Below are 2,829 nucleotides of genomic sequence, written 5' to 3'. Positions count from 1 at the left end.
ACAACATCTAACTCTGGACAATAAGCGGTATACATATTGCCCTCTTTCCAAATTTCTTCTGTTACCACTAAATTTTTCATGTAGGCACCATATTTACAGCGTTTGGATTGGTTAAAACATGAACGAATATACACGAGAAATACAGTATATACCATTTTCTGCACAAAATCAAGAACAGATTGTAGATATTTTGGGATTACCGAAACTCTATGAACAGCTACCACGTTTGTTTGAGATACACAACTTTGAAAGTCATGAGATTTTAGACAAAGCAAATACTTTAAAAAGTCTACTGGACGAGTACGCTCCGATGCTGGTGTAGAATTTGACAATACCTCATATAATATGCTATCTTATAAGAAATCTACAAGTAATCAAGACATAGCACTACTCTTTGGAAACTACCTTGACAACCGTCGATACAAAAAATCTCCTACGGCACCTGCCTTCCATTGAAAAACTCCTGAACACACAGGAAATGCTCGATTTGCAAGCCACTTACGCGCGTTCCCTTGTGACAGAGGCACTGCGCGCCGTCGTCGCTGATATACGAAACGACATCCTGAGCGGAAATCATACGCAACTACCAGAACACACGGAATACGCTGAACAAACGCGCCAGAAAATCGAGACAAAGATTGGGGCACGCATGCGTCCCGTCGTCAATGCAACAGGCACGGTCACACATACCAACTTAGGCAGATCGCTATTAAGTAATTCTACCTGTGAAGCGATCCAGCAAGCCGCACAAAACTACGTCAACCTCGAATACGACATCGCAACAGGCAGTCGAGGACATCGAGATAGGATCACCGAACCGCTTTTACAGCAATTGACTGGTTGCGAGGCATCTACAATCGTCAATAACAACGCCGCGGCGGTTCTACTCGCACTTCAGACAATGGCACATGGTAAAGAAGTTATCGTCTCACGCGGGGAACTCATCGAAATCGGTGGTGCATTTCGAGTTCCTGATGTAATGGCGGCGAGCGGCGCAATCCTCCGCGAAGTCGGCACTACCAACCGAACCCATCTCCGAGATTACGCCGAGGCTATCAATGAAAACACAGGGTTATTGCTCAAGGTGCATCCGAGCAATTACAAAATTCTCGGTTTCACTTCAACGCCTTCGATGGAAGAATTGACAGAACTCGGTGCACAGCACGGCATCCCAACGATGGAAGATCTTGGGAGCGGTGCGCTTATTGATATGACAACTTATGGACTCCCGCATGAACCACTCGTCGGAGAACGAATCGCCAGCGGTGTTGACATTGTTACCTTTAGCGGTGATAAATTGCTCGGTGGACCCCAAGCCGGAATTATCGTCGGTAAAGCGGAATGGATCGAAAAGATGCGTAAAAATCCGATGATGCGGGCACTCCGAGTCGATAAACTCATCATCGCCGGTCTGTCAGCAACATTGCAACTCTATCTCACAGCGGATACGACCTTAACGGAACGGTTTCCGATGCTCAACCGCTATACCCGATCAATAGAGTCACTCCACACCCTTGCAACAGAGCTCAAAGGACAGTTAGAACCTCTCTTCGAGGAAAAGATTGGCATTCAGGTCTCGGAAACCTATGGACAAATCGGGAGTGGCGCTCTCCCTGTTGAGACGTTGCCGAGCATCGCACTCGTCCTTGAACCGTTGGAGATTTCTGCTGAAATGCTCGCGGCTCACTTCCGAAAAGCTACAATTCCCGTCATCGGTAGAATCAAGGACGGTCTTTTCTGGTTGGACCTTCGGACAGTTTATGAAAGAGAACAAGCGTGGATCGTCGAAACCGCCACACAAGTCGCTCGAAGGTGGAAGGAAACCGGAAGATGGGAAGAAGAAGAAATGACAGGCGGCTGACACGGATACGAGCGGCGGGTTTTCTGATGAGTCTCCTCAGCATGGGCATCTGTGCGTGCATGCAGGACTCTCGGTCTACTTCTGAACCAACTATAGAAATTGTCTCTGAAGTCGATGGTGCCACAATGGTGCTGATCCCAGCAGGCACGTTTCAGATGGGGTCCACTACCGGGGATAGCGACGAACAACCCGTGCATACCGTCACCCTCGATGCATTCTATATGGACATACACGAGGTAACGAATGCTCGTTATCAGAAATTCGTCCAGAGCACAGGCTATCCGCAGCCGCCGCTGTCGCATAACCCAAGGTTTAATGCCCCTGATGCTCCTGTCGTCCGGGTGAACTGGCACGATGCGGTTGCGTACGCCGCATGGGCAAATAAACGACTGCCTACCGAAGCAGAGTGGGAATACGCCGCACGCGGTGGTCTGATTGGTAAACGATACCCGAATGGTGATATAATAACTTATGCAGATGCCAATTTCGGCAATATCGGCGGAGCGGATAGATGGAAGTGGACAGCACCCGTCGGCAGCTTCCCATCCAACGGCTATAATCTCTACGATATGGCGGGCAATGCATGGGAGTGGTGCTTTGACGAATACAACAGCGAATTCTATAGCATCACTCCGCAAAATAACCCTCGCTTCGGCAGAGAAGTTGCCCCAGATACCGAGAATTTTCGTATCCTACGCGGCGGTGGTTGGGGTGGGAGTCCTGAAGATCTTCGCGTCGCAGATCGATGGTATCACCTCTCATCTGGAAGCACGATTGGATTTCGATGCGTGAGGGATGTCGCACCGTAGGAAAATTGCGCTTGCCGTAAAAAACAATAGTTAACTATGCAACGGCTTTTGCGTAAAGATTTTGTTATTCTCTCGTTATTTTTTTTGGCAATGGCTATGTTTTGTGGATTACTCAGTAGACTTATAGGATTTTCTTGGATCCGGACCGTTATCGGATTT

General features: G+C 48.3%; 3 protein-coding genes. 2 read left to right on the top strand and 1 reads right to left on the bottom strand.

Annotated features, from left to right (window positions below):
* On the bottom strand, nucleotides 1–332 hold a 332-nt coding region (locus J4G07_22480), incomplete at its 3' end, for a hypothetical protein (protein ID MCE2416751.1).
* Between the two features lie 146 nt (nucleotides 333–478).
* Between J4G07_22480 and selA the strand changes: the two genes are divergently transcribed.
* Both selA and J4G07_22470 read left to right on the top strand, forming a co-directional pair.
* A complete protein-coding gene (gene selA, locus J4G07_22475; protein ID MCE2416750.1) occupies nucleotides 479–1,861 on the top strand; it encodes an L-seryl-tRNA(Sec) selenium transferase in 1,383 nt (460 codons plus the stop codon).
* Entirely contained in the window at nucleotides 1,831–2,670 is an 840-nt protein-coding gene (locus tag J4G07_22470) for a formylglycine-generating enzyme family protein (GenBank protein ID MCE2416749.1), read from the top strand. Before selA ends, J4G07_22470 begins: the two co-directional genes overlap by 31 nt.
* Nucleotides 2,671–2,829: the final 159 nt, after the last annotated feature.

The organism is Candidatus Poribacteria bacterium (assembly GCA_021295715.1).
Classification (GTDB): domain Bacteria; phylum Poribacteria; class WGA-4E; order WGA-4E; family WGA-3G; genus WGA-3G.
Note: the sequence above shows the minus strand (reverse complement) of the source record. Positions and strands in the feature narration are given on the sequence as shown.

Bases quoted from the DNA above. Each gene is read 5' to 3' on its own strand.
- selA (MCE2416750.1), top strand. From the start codon at position 479: ATGCTCGATTTGCAAGCCACTTACGCGCGTTCCCTTGTGACAGAGGCA.
- J4G07_22470 (MCE2416749.1), top strand. From the start codon at position 1,831: ATGGGAAGAAGAAGAAATGACAGGCGGCTGACACGGATACGAGCGGCG.